Below are 14,873 nucleotides of genomic sequence, written 5' to 3' on the forward strand. Positions count from 1 at the left end.
CGCCATGGCGCAGCGCACGCTATGCGGTCCCGTGGGCGGTGTGCGGTGAGAAGGCCAGGGATGTCACTCGAACGGGCGTAGCGGCAGTGACAGCGGCGGCTCTTCCGCGGGGTGGGGTACGGCTGCGATGATCGGGCCGACAGTTAGTTAACCTGCGTTAACCGGAGGGTGTCATGAGCGAGGAGCGGTTCGGGGAGTTCGTGCTGGTGCGGCGGCACGGACACGTCGCGGAGCTGGTGCTGGACCGGCCCAAGGCCATGAACGCGGTCTCGACGGAGATGGCCCGTTCCATCGCGGGCGCGTGCGCGGCGCTCGCCGCGGACCGGGACGCGCGGGTGGTCGTCCTGACGTCCTCGCACGAGCGGGCCTTCTGCGTCGGGGCTGACCTGAAGGAGCGGAACTCCTTCAGTGACGCGGACCTGGTGCGGCAGCGGCCGGTTGCCCGCGGCGCGTACACCGGGGTGCTGGAGCTGCCGATGCCGACGATCGCGGCCGTGCACGGCTTCGCGCTGGGCGGCGGTTTCGAACTGGCCCTGTCCTGCGACCTGATCGTGGCCGACCGTACGGCCGTGGTGGGGCTGCCGGAGGTGTCCGTGGGGGTGATTCCGGGCGGTGGCGGTACGCAGCTGCTGCCCCGGCGGGTCGGCGCGGCGCGCGCCGCCGAGCTGATCTTCTCCGCGCGGCGGCTGGAGGCCGAGGAGGCGCGCGAGCTGGGGCTGGTGGACCAGTTGGTGGACGCGGGCCGGGACCGGGAGGAGGCGCTGGCGCTGGGGGAGCGGATCGCCGGGAACTCGCCGGTGGGGCTGCGCGCGGCCAAGCGGGCGATGCGGCTCGGGCACGGGCTGGATCTGCGGGCGGGCCTGGAGGTCGAGGACGCGGCGTGGCGGTCGGTGGCGTTCTCGGGGGACCGGGCGGAGGGGGTGGCGGCGTTCAACGAGAAGCGTGCACCTCAGTGGCCGGGGGAGTGAGACGCCGCGCTGCGGACGGCCGGGACGAGGCGCGACTGCGCACAGCTGCGCAATATCCGCATTCATCTCATGTCATCCCTAACCTGGTGTGATGGGTGAGGACAAGCGGCTCGCCGCTGTGGTGGCGCTGGCGCAGGGGATGGCGGCGGCACACACTCCGCGGGAGTCGTGGCGGGCCGCCGCGCTCGGTGCGTGCCGGGCGCTGGACGGGAGCTTCGCCGCACTGTCGGCCTGGGAGCGGGAGCTGGGGCGGCTGCGGGTCCTCGTGAACGTCGGGGACCGGGCCCCGGACGAGGAGGAGTTCCCGGAGACGGAGGCCTACCCGGTGCACCAGTTCCCGGAGATCGCCGAGTTCCTGCACGAGCGCTGGGCGGGCGGCGGCGAGCCCCACGCATGGGTGGAGACCGCGGAGGGGACCGCGGCCGGGACCCCCGGCTACTTCCACCAGCGGGTCGCCGCCCTGCGCCGCAGGGGCCGCGGCTGCTGCGTGGTCGCGCCCGTCGTGCTGCACGGCCGGGCCTGGGGCGAACTGTATGTCGCCCGCGCGGCCGGCGAGCCGGTGTTCGAGCGGGCCGACGCCGACTTCGCCACCGTCCTGGCCGCCGTCGTCGCCGCGGGCATCGCGCAGACCGAGCGACTGGAAGAGGCCCGCCGGCTCGCGTACACCGACGCACTGACCGGCCTCGCCAACCGCCGTGCCGTCGACGTCCGCCTGGAGGAGGCCGTCGAGCGTCACCGCACCGAAGGGGTCGGCGTCACCCTCGTCGTCTGCGACCTCAACGGTCTCAAGCGGGTCAACGACACCCTCGGGCACGCCGTCGGCGACCGGCTCCTCGAACGCTTCGGCTCGGTACTGTCCCTGTGTGGCGCGATGGTGCCGGGAGCGCTCGCCGCGCGGCTGGGCGGCGACGAGTTCTGCCTGCTCGCAGTCGGCCCGCCCGTCGACGAGGTCGTCAAGGCGGCGGACGAACTGTGCCGCCGGGCAAGCGTGTTGGAGCTGGGGGAGGGGGTCGCCTGCGGGGTCGCCTCGACCGAGGACCCGATCGGCGACGTCCGCTCCGCGCGACGGCTGTTCCGGCTGGCGGACGCCGCGCAGTACCGGGCCAAGGCCCTGCGCGCCCGGCGGCCGGTGGTGGCCGGCCGGGAGGGTCCGGGCGATCCGGTCGTACGGCTGGCGGACGAGCCCTCGCCGGCACGAGCCGAGCGGCGCCGGTTCCGTGGCCGACAGCCGTGAGGCGAAGGCCACAGCCGGTGGTAAGGGGTGCCCCCGCTCCCCACTAGTGACATCTCCGCATTCAATGCGTACGCTCCTGAATATGGATATGCACACTGTGGTGGTGGGGACGTCCGGTGTCACGGCGTCCGACGTTCTCGCCGTGGCGCGCGGCGGCGCCCGCGTCGAGCTGTCGGCGGAGGCGGTCGCGGCGCTCACGGCCGCCCGGGAGATCGTGGACGCGCTGGCGGCCAAGCCGGACCCGGTCTACGGCGTCTCCACCGGTTTCGGAGCCCTCGCGACCCGGCACATCAGCCAGGAACTGCGCACCCAGCTGCAGCGCAACATCGTCCGCTCGCACGCCGCCGGGATGGGCCCGAGGGTCGAGCGGGAAGTCGTCCGCGCCCTGATGTTCCTCCGGCTCAAGACCGTCTGCTCCGGGCACACCGGCGTGCGGCCCGAGGTCGCCCAGACCATGGCCGACGTGCTCAACGCCGGGATCACCCCGGTCGTGCACGAGTACGGCTCCCTCGGCTGCTCCGGCGACCTGGCCCCGCTCTCCCACTGCGCCCTGACCCTCATGGGCGAGGGCGACGCGGAGGGCCCCGACGGAGCCGTGCGCCCCGCCGGCGAGCTGCTCGCCGAGCACGGCATCGAGGCCGTCGAGCTGCGCGAGAAGGAGGGTCTGGCCCTCCTCAACGGCACCGACGGCATGCTCGGCATGCTGATCATGGCCCTCGCCGACCTGGACACCCTGTACAAGTCCGCCGACGTCACCGCCGCCCTCTCCCTGGAGGCGCTGCTCGGCACCGACAAGGTCCTCGCGCCCGAGCTGCACGCCATCCGGCCGCACCCGGGTCAGGGCGACTCGGCCGCCAACATGCTGGCCGTGCTGAAGGGCTCGGGCCTGACCGGGCATCACCAGGACGACGCCCCCCGTGTGCAGGACGCCTACTCGGTGCGCTGCGCCCCGCAGGTCGCCGGCGCCGGCCGTGACACCCTCGCGCACGCCCGCCTGGTCGCCGAGCGCGAGCTGGCCTCCGCCGTCGACAACCCGGTCGTGCTGCCCGACGGACGCGTGGAGTCCAACGGCAACTTCCACGGTGCCCCGGTGGCCTATGTCCTGGACTTCCTCGCCATCGCCGCCGCCGACCTCGGCTCCATCGCCGAGCGCCGCACCGACCGGCTGCTGGACAAGAACCGCAGCCACGGCCTGCCGCCGTTCCTCGCCGACGACGCGGGTGTCGACTCCGGCCTGATGATCGCCCAGTACACGCAGGCCGCACTGGTCAGCGAGCTGAAGCGGCTCGCCGTACCGGCTTCCGCGGACTCCATCCCGTCCTCCGCGATGCAGGAGGACCACGTGTCCATGGGCTGGTCGGCCGCGCGCAAGCTGCGCACCGCCGTCGACAACCTCACCCGGGTCATCGCGATCGAGCTGTACGCCGCCGCGCGCGCCGTCGAGCTGCGCGAGGGCCTCACCCCGGCGCCCGCCTCCCAGGCCGTCATCGAGGCCGCGCGTGCCGCCGGCGTGGGCGGTCCGGGTCCGGACCGGTTCCTGGCGCCCGACCTGGCCGCCGCCGACGCCTTCGTGCGCGGGGGCGACCTCGTGGCGGCCGTGGAGAAGGTCACCGGCCCGCTGCGGTAAGACCCCGCACCGTGCGCACCGTGCGTACGAAGGGGCCCTGCCGGACGTTCCCGGGTTCTGGTGGTCGTCGCAACACCCCAGCTGAAGGGGTGCGATGGACTTCCGGATCCGTAAGGACCGGAGGCCGCAGGGACGGAAGAAGCTGACCCGTGAGCGGGCGGCATACTTCCAGCTCGTGCCGCAGGGCTGCAGCAGCAGGGAGGCCTGCCGGATCATGGGTATCGACGTCCGGACCGGCAGGAAGTGGCGCAACGGCCGCCACGCCCACCAAGGCCGCGAGAAGGCGGCGCCTCCGACCTACCAGGAGGCGCCGCCTTCATCCGTTCCGTCCCGCGACCTGGGTGAGGCCGACCGCATCCGCATGGCCGGCCGGCTGCGGGAGAAGGCCGCCGCCCGTGCGATCGCCGCCGAGCGGGGCCGCAGCCCTTGCTACTTCAGCTTCGCCGCCTGGGCCTTGACGACCGGCGCCGACACCGCGTAGGGCTTCTTGCCCATCATCGCGCCGATGTTGATCGTGGTGTACGACACGAGCGTGTTCCCGTACCGGGCGACCTCGGCGTGCACCGGGGCCGTGTCCCCGTCCTCCATGTCGCTGGTCGCGGCGAAGGCGACCGACGCATCGCCGGTGCCGGAGGACTTCTCCTCGGCGACCTTCGTGAACGTGGCCTTCGTGCCGCCCTGGGAGCCCTTGAAGCCGCCCGCGCAGGCCTGCACCGCGTCCGAGACGGACTTCAGGGCCTGCTCGGCGCCGTCCCCGTCGTACGAGGACAGGACGACCACCGTGGTGTCCCGGTCCATGGACTTGTTGATCGCGTCCTCGAGCTTGCCGTCGGCCATGTCGTCCAGGGACGTCGCGTCGTCCGTGGGGTCCTTCTTCTTCTCCTCCATGGCCATGCGGTTGGTCTCCGCCGGCGCGTCGACCGGCGCCTGGCCGGTCAGGACGTGGAGCAGCGGGTCGCACCGGGAGTCGGCGGCCTTCACCTCGCTCCGGCCGGGGGTGCCGCCGGTGACGGCCTGGACCTGGTATCCGCTGACCTCGCCCTTGGCGATGATCAGTTGCTTCAGCTCCGCGGCGCTCAGCGCCTTCGCGGCGGGCTTGGCCGCGTTCGTGTCCTTGGCGTTCCCGGAGTCCTTCGAACCCCCGTCGGAACAGCCGGTGATGAGGGCGAGCGACAGCGCGCTCACAGCTGCGGTGGCGCACAGCCGCACGCCCGATGATCTCTTCATGATCGGACTATGCGCGGTCCGTCAAAGGATAGTCAAGAGAAACTAAGAGAGGCTAAAAACCCAGGCGCTCCCGGCGTACCGAATACGTCACGAATCCGGCTCCGAGGGCGAGGAAAACGGTGCCGCCGACGATGTACGGAGTGGTGTCGAAGGCTCCGGTGTCGGCGAGTTCGGTACCCGCGGCGGCACCTGTAGCCCCTTCGGCGGTCACCGTCGACACCGCCTGGGCCTGCTGGGTGACCTGCGTCGACGCGACTTCCCGCACCGCGGCTCTCGCCGGGGCGCCCGGTGAGGCGTTGGCGGAGGGGACGAACCACAGGGCGCACAGCAGGGTGCCGGCGGCAGTGGCGGTCAGCAGCGGGCGGCGAGCGGATGACACGGAATATCGATCCCCTTGTGACGCTGGTGAATTGGCCGTGTGGGGCGATGTTAGTGAAAGGCGCGGGTCACGGGAAAGTCACAAGAGGTTTCAGTCGTACGCTCGCGCCATGAGCACTGAAGAGACATCACGATTTGTACGGCTTCGTGTGGAGCTGGTCCTCGAAGTGCAGGACGTGGAGGAGGTGACCAAGGCGGCGCTGCGCAGGCTCGCCGCGGATCCGGACGTGCCGGCGGAGGAGCGGACGCACGCCGAGAGCACTGTGACCGAAGACACTGCGGAGGCCCTCGCCTATCTCGTGGATCCGTTCGACCTGGTCAGTGAGGTGCCCGGAACGGAACTCCAGCAGGCGTCCTGGTCCAGTGAGCACATCGAGTACGACCCCGACTCACCCGACTGGGACATGGACGGGGATGATGGGCAGGACGACGACGAAGAGGACGACGGCATCGGCTGAGCGTCGGGGGGACACCTCGCCCCGGACGGCAACCGCCGTCCGGGGTTTTGTCGTCTCAGGGACCGCACGGACGACTCCCGATCGCCGGCATCACCGGCCGCGCCGCGGACGTGGTGTGCCCCACAGCACAGCGGGGTGTGGAAGCGGACGAATCGTTCGTAGCGTTGAAGGCTCGTAACGGGGGCTTTCGAGGTTTTCGCGACTCGGCAATGATGGAGAAGCTTGTGATGACGGACAGTAAGCGGCGCAGGGGTCTCATGGCCGCGTCCGCACTGCTCGGTGGTGTGCTCGTGCTCACGGCCTGCTCCGGCGGCGATGACGCCAAGGGGGCTGACCACGGCGACACCTCGCAGGCCAAGGTCGACGAGGCCGCGGCGAAGAAGTCGTCCGAGGCGCAGATCACGATCACGCCGAAGGACGGCTCGAACAACGCCTCCATCAACAACTCGGCCGCCGTCACGGTCAGCAAGGGCACGCTCACCGGCGTCACGATGACCACGTCGGACGGCAAGGCCGTCGCCGGTCAGCTGTCCGCCGACAGGACGAGCTGGAAGCCCAGCGTCCAGCTGGAGCGGTCCACCACCTACAAGGTCGCCGCCGAGGCCAAGGACTCCGCGGGCCGCACGGCCCACGAGAACGCCTCCTTCACCACGGTCTCCCCGGCCAACAGCTTCATAGGCAGCTTCACCCCGGACAACGGCGCCACCGTCGGCGTGGGCATGCCGGTGTCGATCAACTTCGACAAGGCGATCGCCAACAAGGTGGCCGTGCAGAAGGGCATCACGGTCACCTCCAGCAGCGGCCAGGAGGTCGTCTGCCACTGGTTCAACGCCAATCGCATGGACTGCCGCCCGGAGCAGTACTGGAAGGCGGGCTCCACCGTCACGCTGAAGCTCGCGCTCGACGGGGTCGAGGGCGCCTCCGGTGTCTATGGCGTGCAGCAGAAGACGGTCACCTTCCACATCGGCCGCAACCAGGTCTCCTACGTCGACGCGAAGACCAAGCAGATGAAGGTCACGCAGGACGGCAAGGTCATCAAGACCATCCCGATCTCCGCCGGCGCCCCCGAGCACACCACGTACGAGGGGCAGATGGTGATCTCGGAGAAGTTCAAGGAGACGCGCATGAACGGCGCGACGGTCGGGTTCACGGACGACGACGGCAAGGGCGAGTACGACATCAAGGACGTGCCGCACGCCATGCGCCTGACCAACTCCGGCACCTTCATCCACGGCAACTACTGGGGCGCCCCCTCGGTGTTCGGCAACGTCAACACCAGCCACGGCTGTGTCGGCCTGCAGGACAAGAAGGGCGCGGGCGACCCGAACATGCCGGCCGCGTGGTTCTTCAGCAACTCGCTCATCGGTGACGTGGTGGTCGTCCAGAACACCGGTGACAAGACCGTCTCCCCGGACAACGGCCTGAACGGCTGGAACATGGACTGGGCGCAGTGGAAGGCCGGTTCGGCCGTCTGACAGCCCGTTCACGAACTCTCCATGCCGCCCCCCCCGGGGGCGGCATCGGTGTTTTCCGGCGCCTTGCGGAATCGGCCTACGCCGAGCAGAACCCGAACTCCCCCGCAACATGCGGCGGTTCGACGTTCGCCGTGGTCACCCACGGCTCCCCGACCGCGAGGAAGGCCCCGCGGCTGAGGCCGTCCGCAAAGGACGGATCACGACCGGCCGGAACATGGGCCCGCAACTTCCCGGTTCTGTAACGGTATTGATCGATGAGATCAACCCCCCGGCATACTTTGTGCTCCGGGGGGTGTCGCATATGCGCACGAGACCACCCCCGGCTGGGTGAACGGGGAATTCGCCCGGTACTTCATCTCCAGGGGGAGAACTTGCGCAGACAAGTGAAGAGAGCTGCTGCGGCCACCGTGGCCACCGCCGCAGCCGTCGCCCTCGCAGCGGGTATGACCAGCCCCGCGTCGGCGAAGCCCGAGCAGCGCGCCCTCACCGCTGCCTCCTCGCACACCGCGAGGCACCACGTCACACTGATCACCGGCGACCGTGTCGCCCTCGACGCCAAGGGCCGCGTCGTGGGACTTCAGCGGGCCAAGGGCCGCGAGCACATACCCTTCCAGGTCCGCAAGGCCGAGGGGCACACCCTGGTCATCCCCGCCGACGCGGCCCACCTGGTCGCCTCCGGCAAGCTGGACCAGCGGCTGTTCGACGTCACCGAGCTGAACAAGGCCGCCACCCGCAGGGCCCAGAAGAACGGCCTGAAGGTCATCGTCCAGTACCGCGGTGCCGCCGCGGCGGCCAAGTCCGGCGTCCGCGGCGCGGGCACCCTGCGCCGCAGCCTCACCGCACTGAACGCGGACGCGGTGCAGACCCCGGTCAAGGACACCGCCGCGCTGTGGCACGCCGTGACCCACGGCGACCGCACCGCCTCCGGCATCGCCCACGTCTGGCTCGACGGCGTCCGCAAGGCCGCCCTCGACCAGTCCGTTCCGCAGATCGGCGCCCCCACCGCGTGGGCGGCCGGCTACACCGGCAAGGGCGTGAAGGTCGCCGTCCTCGACACGGGCGTGGACACCACCCACCCGGACCTCAAGGACCAGGTGATCGCGTCCAGGAACTTCACCTCCGCCGCCGACGCCACCGACCACTTCGGCCACGGCACCCACGTCGCCTCCATCGTGGCGGGCACCGGCGCCAAGTCGGGCGGCAAGTACAAGGGCGTGGCCCCGGACGCCAAGATCCTCAACGGCAAGGTCCTGGACGACACCGGCTCCGGCGACGACTCCGGCATCCTCGCCGGCATGGAGTGGGCGGCCGACCAGGGCGCCTCCGTCATCAACCTGAGCCTCGGCGGCTACGACTCGCCCGGCATCGACCCGCTCGAGGCCGAGGTCAACAAGCTCTCCGCCGACAAGGGCGTCCTGTTCGCGATCGCCGCGGGCAACGAGGGCCCCCACTCGATCGGTTCGCCGGGCAGCGCGGACGCCGCGCTCACCGTCGGCGCCGTCGACAAGAAGGACAAGCTGGCCGACTTCTCCTCCACCGGACCGCGCAACGGCGACGGCGCGATCAAGCCGGACGTCACCGCGCCCGGTGTGGACATCACGGCCGCCGCCGCCAAGGGCAGCGTCATCGACCAGGAGGTCGGCGAGAAGCCCGAGGGCTACCTGACCATCTCCGGCACCTCGATGGCCACCCCGCACGTCGCGGGCGCCGCCGCGATCCTCAAGCAGGAACACCCCGACTGGGGTTACGCCGAGCTGAAGGGCGCCCTCACCGGCTCCGCGAAGGGCGGCGACTACACGCCGTTCCAGCAGGGTTCGGGCCGTATCGCGGTCGACAAGGCCATCAAGCAGTCCGTGGTCGCCGACCCGGTCTCGGTGAGCTTCGGCACCCAAGCGTGGCCGCACACCGACGACAAGCCGGTCACCAAGAAGGTGACGTACCGCAACCTCGGCACCAAGGACGTCACCCTCACCCTCGCGGCCACCGCCAGCGACCCCAAGGGCCACACGGCTCCGGCGGGCTTCTTCAAGCTGGGCGCGACCAAGGTGACCGTCCCGGCGCACGGCAAGGCGTCCGTCAACCTCACGGCCGACACCAGGCTCGGCGGCACCCTCGACGGCGCGTACTCCGCCTATGTGACGGCGACGGGCGGCGGGCAGAGCGTCCGCACGGCCGCAGCGGTGCAGCGCGAGGTGGAGTCGTACGACGTCACGCTGAAGTTCGTCGGGCGTGACGGAAAGCCCGCCAAGTACTACGACGCCGACCTCAGCGGCGTCGCCGGCCTGGCGAACGGCACCCAGCTGAACCCCTACGACCCGTCCGGCACGGTGAAGGTGCACGTCCCCAAGGGCACGTACATCCTCAACAGCTCCACCTACGCGGACCCGGACAACGCCGCCAAGGGCATCGACTGGATCGCCCAGCCGAAGCTGAGCATCACCAAGAAGCAGACGATCACGATCGACGCACGCAAGGCCAAGCCGGTGGACGTCACCGTCCCGGCCACGGGCGTCAAGCCGGAGTTCGCCGCGCCGGAGTACGACGTCACGGTCGGGGACGGCCAGTACGGCTACGGCTGGTTCCTGGACTCGTACAAGAACTTCCACACCGCCCACCTGGGCCCGCAGCTGCCCGCCGGCTCGCTGTTCCAGCAGTGGGACGCCCACTGGACCAAGGGCACGGCCGAGGAGTACGACGTCACCAGCGGCGGCCCGGTCACCCGGCTCGCCACCGGCTACACCAAGCACTACAAGGCGAGCGACCTGGCCACCGTCAAGGTCCGGATGGGTGCGGCTGCGAGCGGCAAGAAGGGCTCCGTCAGCGCGGTCGGCTGGCTGCCCGGCAGCTCCAGCGCCTCCTCCGTCGGCATCCAGCAGAAGCTGCCCGGCAGCCGCACCCTGCACCTGTCCGCGAAGGACGGCACGAGGTGGGGGCTGGAGTTCGAGCAGGTCGGCGGTGTGGACCAGGACGGCTTCCCGGTCACCGAGGTGTCGTACGCGCTCGGCGACCAGGTCTTCAAGGCCGGCCAGACCTACAAGAAGACGGTCAGCACCGCGGTCTTCGGCCCGCACGTGGGCGCCGACTTCGGTCTCTACCGCGAGGGCAACCGGATCTACGGCTCCCTGCCGCTGGTCGCCGACTCCGCCAAGGACGCCGGGTACTCGCAGTTCACCTCGGTGACCACCACCCTGTACCGCGACGGCGTCAAGGTCGGCTCCAACGACGACCCGCTGTTCGGCGAGAAGACCTTCAAGGTCCCCTCCGGTGACGGCGCCTACAAGCTGACCACCTCGGTCAAGCGGTCGGCGAAGGTCGCGGCGGCGTCCTCGCGGATCGACGCGACCTGGACCTTCCACTCCAAGAAGCCGTCCACCGGCTCGGTGAAGCTCCCCGCCTCCGCCCTGCACTTCGGCGCCACGACCGGCCTGGACAGCCGCGTCGACGCCGGGAAGACGGTCACCTTCCCGGTCACCGTCGAGGGCTCGGCCGCGGGCAGCAACCTGAAGTCCCTGGCGGTGTACGTCTCCTACGACGGCAAGACCTGGAAGAAGGTCGACGTCCGCGGCGGAAAGATCACCGTGAAGAACCCCGCGAAGGGCAAGTCCGTCTCCTTCCGCGCCAAGATCGCCGACAAGCAGGGCAACACGTCGACGATCACGATCCACGACGCGTACTACGGCAAGTGAGCCGCCGTACCCAGTGGACCGAGTAGGCGTGGACTGAGCAGTCCATGAGCGGACGGCCCGCCGGAGGCACAGCTTCCGACGGGCCGTCCGTGCCTGTGCGCACGCATGAAGGCCCGGCTGGCCGAACGACGTAGGGTCCCCTCGTGACCGCAGCACTCTCCGCCATGATCACCGCCGTCGTCGGCGTCCTCGGCACGCTCCTCGCCCCGGTGCTGAGTCAGCGCCACGCGGCACGCCAACAGGTCCGGGAAACCGAACGCGCCGAGCGCAGGCTGCTGTTCGAGGAACGGCGCGCCGCGTACACCGCGATGAACCGTGCCTCCCGGCAGTTCCACACGCTCCTCAAGGACGCCCTGCACCGGCTCCGGGACGGCGTCTACACCGAGCACGACCGTGAGCAGCTGGAGGAGGCCCGCCGGGAGTACCGCGACCGTTACGCCGAGGCGCAGATGGTCGTACCCGAGCGCGTCCTGGACGCTTCCCGCGCCGTCAACGAGGTGCTCGCCGGCATCGACGCCGTCATCAAGCGTCTGGACCGCGGACTGGCCCGCGAGGGCGAGAGCGCCGAGCGGTCCCTGCAGGACCTGAAACAGGCGGACCCACTGCTGACGACGATGCGCCGCCTGATGAGGGCCGACCTCGGCATCCAGGACTAGGACAGGCTAGGACAGCACCAGGACAGGACCAGGACAGGACCAGGGGCGAGCGTCAGGGGACAGGACCAGGGGAGAGGACCAGGGGACAGGACTAGGACCGGGGCCAAGGCTCGGCGGACGGCGCCCGGTGGGGTGTGTCCGTGCCCCAGCTGGACAGCAGACGCAGGGAGTCGGCGCTGGAGGAGCCGGGTTCCGCGTGGTACGTCACCAGCGTCTGGTCCGTGTCGTCCGACAGGCGGAAGGACTCGAAGTTCAGGGACAGCTCGCCCACCAGCGGATGGTGGAAGCGCTTGACGCCGTGGTTCTTCTCCTTGACGTCGTGCGTGGCCCACAGCCGCCGGAACTCCTCGCTCTTGACGGAGAGTTCACCGACGAGAGCGGACAGCCTCGGGTCGTCCGGGTAACAGCCGGCGTTCATGCGCAGGGCACAGACGATGTCGATCGCCTTCTGATCCCAGTCGACGAACAGCTCGCGGTACTCCGGCTTCAGGAACACCAGCCGTGCCCAGTTGCGTTCGGCGGGCGGCAGCTGCCCCCAGTCGCCGAACAGGGCCGCCGCCGTCCGGTTCCAGGCGAGGATCTCCGCGCGCCGCCCGACCACGTACGCCGGCACCCCCTCCATCGAGTCCAGCAGATGCCGCAGCGCGGTCCGCACCTGCTGCTGCCGCGCGGCGGGCTTCTTCTTGTGCGCCTTCGGCTTGGCCAGATGGGTCAGATGCGCGTGCTCCGCGTCGGTCAGGCGCAGGGCACGCGCGATCGAGTCCAGCACCTCCCCCGAGACGTTCCGGCCGTTGCCCTGCTCCAGACGCGTGTAGTACGCCACCGAGACCCCGGCCAGCTGCGCCAGCTCCTCGCGGCGCAGCCCCGGCACCCGGCGGTGCCGGCCGAAGACGGCCAGGCCCACGTCCTCCGGCTTCAGCCGGGCCCGGCGGCTGCGCAGGAACTCGCTCAGCTCGGCCCGCCGGTCCAGGGGCCGGCCGGCTGCGGCTTCCGCCTGTTCGTCCATACCGCCCAGTATCGGCTGTCCCGGCTGGTCCTACGCATGGGAACCTGACACCGTCAGTAGTACGCACGACAGTCGTACGCAAAGGCGTGGTCTGGGTCCCGCGCGAACCGTCCGGCAGGCTGAGGCCGCACAGGTGAAAACGACCGGGCACGAGACCCGCTCACAGTTCCGCTAGGAGAACCCTCGGCATGACCACTGTTGCTGCGTACGCCGCGCCCGCCGCGAAGGCCCCGCTGGAGCGGACGACCATCGAGCGGCGCGCGGTCGGTGAGTTCGACGTCCTGATCGACATCAAGTTCGCCGGCATCTGCCACTCCGACATCCACCAGGCGCGCGAGGGCTGGGGCGAGGCGATATTCCCCATGGTCCCCGGCCACGAGATCGCGGGCGTCGTCCGCGAGGTCGGCTCCGGCGTCACCGGGTTCGCCGTCGGTGACCGGGTGGGCGTCGGCTGCATGGTCGACTCCTGCCGCGAGTGCGAGTACTGCGTCAAGGGCTTGGAGCAGTACTGCCTCAAGGGCATGACCGGCACGTACAACGCCATCGGCAGGGACGGCGAGCCCACCTACGGCGGCTACTCCGAGAAGATCGTCGTCGACGAGAACTACGTCGTCCGCATCCCGGACGGACTCTCCCTCGACGTGGCCGCCCCGCTGCTGTGCGCCGGCATCACCACGTACTCCCCGCTGCGCCACTGGAACGCCGGTCCCGGGAAGAAGGTCGCGATCGTCGGCCTCGGGGGCCTCGGCCACATGGGCGTCAAGCTCGCGCACGCGATGGGCGCGGAGGTCACGGTCCTCTCGCAGTCCCTGCGCAAGAAGGACGACGGCCTGAAGCTGGGCGCCGACCACTACTACGCCACCAGCGACCCGAAGACCTTCGACGAACTGCGTGGCACCTTCGACCTGATCATCTCGACGGTGTCGGCCCCCATGGACTTCGGTGCGCTCCTGTCCCTGCTCAAGGCGGAGGGCGCGCTGGTGAACGTGGGCGCCCCCGAGGAACCTGTCTCCCTCAACCTCTTCTCGGTGATCGGCGGTCGTAAGACCCTCGCCGGCTCCATGATCGGCGGCATTCGCGAGACCCAGGAGATGCTGGACTTCTGCGCGGAGCACGGCATCGGCGCGGAGATCGAACTGATCGACGCGGAGCAGATCAACGAGGCGTACGAGCGGGTCCTGTCCAGCGACGTCCGCTACCGCTTCGTGATCGACACGGCGACGATCTGACCCTCACCCGCCCCGGCAGCCGCACCGGCCGCCGGCAGCCGTGAGCACCACCGCACCTGCCGGCGCCGAACAGCGGCGGGTGTGGTGGTGCGCTGCGCCCCTACGCGACCGGGAAATCCTGGCCCGCGCGGTACGCCCGCACGTACACGCCCCCCTGGCGTTCCTCCCCGCCGGGCCGTACAACGTGAACACGCCCGAGCCCCGTCACCCGGGCCCTGGTGCCGGCCACCTCCAGCAGGGTGTTCTCGTCCACGGCGACTCCGTACGGCATGTCCCCGCGCCCGACCGCCGCGACGAGCCGCGCCAGTGTCCCCCACTGGGCGGCGTGGACATCGACACCGAACGGTACGAGCCCCAGCCCGGCCCGTACCTCGACCTCGGCCAGGTCCTCGCCGGTCTCCTCCGGACACACCGCAACCCCGTCCAGCAGCCACCCGCCGACCACGGCCCGCCGGGCGGCGAGTGCGGCGCCGGCGGAGAAGCCCGCGTACGGCACACCGCGCTCGGCGAGCAGCTCCGGCAGCCGTTCCAGGCACCCGGCGAACGCCTCCTGGTAGGCCGGGGTGAGTCCGCCGCACACCAGCAGCCCGTCGATCCCGTCGAGCGCCCGATCCGGTTCGAACCGCCCGCCGAGCGGCACGAGCAGCGGCTCGGGCGCACGCGTCGCACCGGCCTTGCTCAGCGCTCCCGCATACCGCTCGAACTGCGCGGCCCCGTCCCCCTCGTCCACGATCACACACCCGATCCGCGCGCCGCTCCCACCTGCGGCCCGCAGAAACGGCTCGTACAGCTCGGCGGCGTCCCACCCACCACCGACCAAGAACACCTGACGCTCGTGCACCCTCGCTCCTCCCCGACGCGCCCCCGCGCGGAACGGCGACTGTACGACGCGAGCCCCGCCCTCGTCGCCCGATTTCTGCCGCCCACCA

The 14,873-nt window shown here is 70.6% G+C and carries 13 protein-coding genes; 9 read left to right on the forward strand and 4 right to left on the reverse strand.

Going from position 1 to position 14,873, the window contains the following annotated elements; translation table 11 throughout:
* The first annotated feature begins 173 nt into the window (after positions 1 to 173).
* The 4 genes from K7G59_RS22975 to K7G59_RS22990 all read left to right on the forward strand — a co-directional run bounded on the left by K7G59_RS22975 (position 174) and on the right by K7G59_RS22990 (position 4,310).
* The gene (locus K7G59_RS22975; RefSeq protein ID WP_225837160.1) at positions 174 to 968 is read left to right on the forward strand and encodes an enoyl-CoA hydratase/isomerase family protein; all 795 of its coding nucleotides are present in this window, start codon (positions 174 to 176) and stop codon (positions 966 to 968) included.
* Positions 969 to 1,059: 91 nt separating this feature from the next.
* Entirely contained in the window at positions 1,060 to 2,202 is a 1,143-nt protein-coding gene (locus K7G59_RS22980; protein ID WP_225837162.1) for a GGDEF domain-containing protein, read from the forward strand.
* A gap of 88 nt (positions 2,203 to 2,290) precedes the next feature.
* Complete coding sequence (gene hutH, locus K7G59_RS22985) at positions 2,291 to 3,829, forward strand: histidine ammonia-lyase (protein ID WP_225837342.1); 1,539 nt, start codon at positions 2,291 to 2,293, stop codon at positions 3,827 to 3,829.
* Positions 3,830 to 3,923: 94 nt separating this feature from the next.
* On the forward strand, positions 3,924 to 4,310 hold the full coding sequence (locus tag K7G59_RS22990) for a hypothetical protein (RefSeq protein WP_225837164.1): 387 nt from the start codon (positions 3,924 to 3,926) through the stop codon (positions 4,308 to 4,310).
* Here K7G59_RS22990 and K7G59_RS22995 read toward each other — a convergent pair.
* On the reverse strand, positions 4,259 to 5,056 hold the full coding sequence (locus tag K7G59_RS22995; RefSeq protein ID WP_225837166.1) for a hypothetical protein: 798 nt from the start codon (positions 5,054 to 5,056) through the stop codon (positions 4,259 to 4,261). The genes K7G59_RS22990 and K7G59_RS22995 overlap by 52 nt on opposite strands.
* A 52-nt stretch (positions 5,057 to 5,108) precedes the next feature.
* Positions 5,109 to 5,435, reverse strand: a complete 327-nt coding sequence (locus tag K7G59_RS23000; RefSeq protein ID WP_225837168.1) for a hypothetical protein — start codon at positions 5,433 to 5,435, stop codon at positions 5,109 to 5,111.
* A gap of 109 nt (positions 5,436 to 5,544) precedes the next feature.
* On the opposite strand from K7G59_RS23000, the gene K7G59_RS23005 reads away from it, so the two are divergent.
* From K7G59_RS23005 to K7G59_RS23020, 4 genes are all read left to right on the forward strand, one after another.
* Complete coding sequence (locus tag K7G59_RS23005; RefSeq protein WP_225837170.1) at positions 5,545 to 5,892, forward strand: hypothetical protein; 348 nt, start codon at positions 5,545 to 5,547, stop codon at positions 5,890 to 5,892.
* A 227-nt stretch (positions 5,893 to 6,119) separates the two neighbouring features.
* Positions 6,120 to 7,367 (forward strand): Ig-like domain-containing protein, encoded by a 1,248-nt coding sequence (locus K7G59_RS23010; RefSeq protein ID WP_225837172.1) that lies wholly within the window; start codon positions 6,120 to 6,122, stop codon positions 7,365 to 7,367.
* A gap of 383 nt (positions 7,368 to 7,750) precedes the next feature.
* On the forward strand, positions 7,751 to 11,053 hold the full coding sequence (locus K7G59_RS23015) for a S8 family peptidase (protein WP_225837175.1): 3,303 nt from the start codon (positions 7,751 to 7,753) through the stop codon (positions 11,051 to 11,053).
* Positions 11,054 to 11,196: 143 nt separating this feature from the next.
* Positions 11,197 to 11,709: a hypothetical protein gene (locus K7G59_RS23020; RefSeq protein WP_225837177.1), complete on the forward strand. Its 513-nt coding sequence runs from the start codon at positions 11,197 to 11,199 to the stop codon at positions 11,707 to 11,709.
* 91 nt (positions 11,710 to 11,800) lie between these two features.
* On the opposite strand, the gene K7G59_RS23025 is transcribed toward K7G59_RS23020, so the two are convergent.
* Positions 11,801 to 12,715 carry a helix-turn-helix domain-containing protein gene (locus K7G59_RS23025; protein ID WP_225837180.1) on the reverse strand — a complete coding sequence of 305 codons (915 nt, stop codon included), beginning with the start codon at positions 12,713 to 12,715 and terminating at the stop codon, positions 11,801 to 11,803.
* Positions 12,716 to 12,903: 188 nt separating this feature from the next.
* On the opposite strand from K7G59_RS23025, the gene K7G59_RS23030 reads away from it, so the two are divergent.
* Positions 12,904 to 13,944, forward strand: coding sequence for an NAD(P)-dependent alcohol dehydrogenase (locus K7G59_RS23030; RefSeq protein ID WP_225837182.1), 1,041 nt, complete (start codon positions 12,904 to 12,906; stop codon positions 13,942 to 13,944).
* A gap of 100 nt (positions 13,945 to 14,044) precedes the next feature.
* On the opposite strand, the gene K7G59_RS23035 is transcribed toward K7G59_RS23030, so the two are convergent.
* On the reverse strand, positions 14,045 to 14,785 hold the full coding sequence (locus K7G59_RS23035; protein WP_225837184.1) for a hypothetical protein: 741 nt from the start codon (positions 14,783 to 14,785) through the stop codon (positions 14,045 to 14,047).
* Between the last annotated feature and the right edge of the window lie 88 nt (positions 14,786 to 14,873).

The sequence above is a fragment of the Streptomyces sp. NK08204 genome (assembly GCF_020400585.1).
In the GTDB taxonomy this organism is placed as follows: domain Bacteria; phylum Actinomycetota; class Actinomycetes; order Streptomycetales; family Streptomycetaceae; genus Streptomyces.

Coding starts and splice junctions, on each gene's coding strand:
- K7G59_RS22975 (WP_225837160.1), top strand. CDS start 174: ATGAGCGAGGAGCGGTTCGGGGAGTTCGTGCTGGTGCGGCGGCACGGA.
- K7G59_RS22980 (WP_225837162.1), top strand. CDS start 1,060: ATGGGTGAGGACAAGCGGCTCGCCGCTGTGGTGGCGCTGGCGCAGGGG.
- hutH (WP_225837342.1), top strand. CDS start 2,291: ATGCACACTGTGGTGGTGGGGACGTCCGGTGTCACGGCGTCCGACGTT.
- K7G59_RS22990 (WP_225837164.1), top strand. CDS start 3,924: ATGGACTTCCGGATCCGTAAGGACCGGAGGCCGCAGGGACGGAAGAAG.
- K7G59_RS22995 (WP_225837166.1), bottom strand. CDS start 5,056: ATGAAGAGATCATCGGGCGTGCGGCTGTGCGCCACCGCAGCTGTGAGC.
- K7G59_RS23005 (WP_225837170.1), top strand. CDS start 5,545: ATGAGCACTGAAGAGACATCACGATTTGTACGGCTTCGTGTGGAGCTG.
- K7G59_RS23010 (WP_225837172.1), top strand. CDS start 6,120: ATGACGGACAGTAAGCGGCGCAGGGGTCTCATGGCCGCGTCCGCACTG.
- K7G59_RS23025 (WP_225837180.1), bottom strand. CDS start 12,715: ATGGACGAACAGGCGGAAGCCGCAGCCGGCCGGCCCCTGGACCGGCGG.
- K7G59_RS23030 (WP_225837182.1), top strand. CDS start 12,904: ATGACCACTGTTGCTGCGTACGCCGCGCCCGCCGCGAAGGCCCCGCTG.